Genomic DNA, 329 nt, shown 5'->3' with positions numbered 1-329 from the left:
GGGTGGCCTACGCCGAGGTGGACGAAGCCAACACGACCCGGGCCTGCTCGTCCTGCGGCTGCCTCACCGGCCCCCGCGGACTTGCTGGTCTCGGCATCAGGCGGTGGACGTGCGGCGAGTGCGGATCAGAACATGAGCGCGACCAGAATGCCGCGCGGAATATCGCTCGTCTCGGATGTGAGACGCCGTGCCCGTCCGGGCATGGAAGCCCCTGCTTTTAAGTCGGGGAGACATCACGAAGGTGCATCATGACAGCGCGATGACGCCTTCACATAACGTCATGCAGGTGATCGAGAGCCCGTTCGATTCCTCGCACCGGTCGAAAAGCG

The 329-nt window shown here is 64.1% G+C and carries 1 protein-coding gene; it reads left to right on the top strand.

Going from position 1 to position 329, the window contains the following annotated elements; all coding sequences use genetic code 11:
* Positions 1-2 precede the first annotated feature (2 nt).
* The gene (locus KZZ06_RS20280) at positions 3-221 is read left to right on the top strand and encodes a zinc ribbon domain-containing protein (RefSeq protein ID WP_308340042.1); all 219 of its coding nucleotides are present in this window, start codon (positions 3-5) and stop codon (positions 219-221) included.
* Positions 222-329: the final 108 nt, after the last annotated feature.

Origin of the sequence: Sulfitobacter sp. CW3, from assembly GCF_019392245.1 — a bacterium.
Taxonomy (GTDB): domain Bacteria; phylum Pseudomonadota; class Alphaproteobacteria; order Rhodobacterales; family Rhodobacteraceae; genus Sulfitobacter.
Note: the sequence above shows the minus strand (reverse complement) of the source record. Positions and strands in the feature narration are given on the sequence as shown.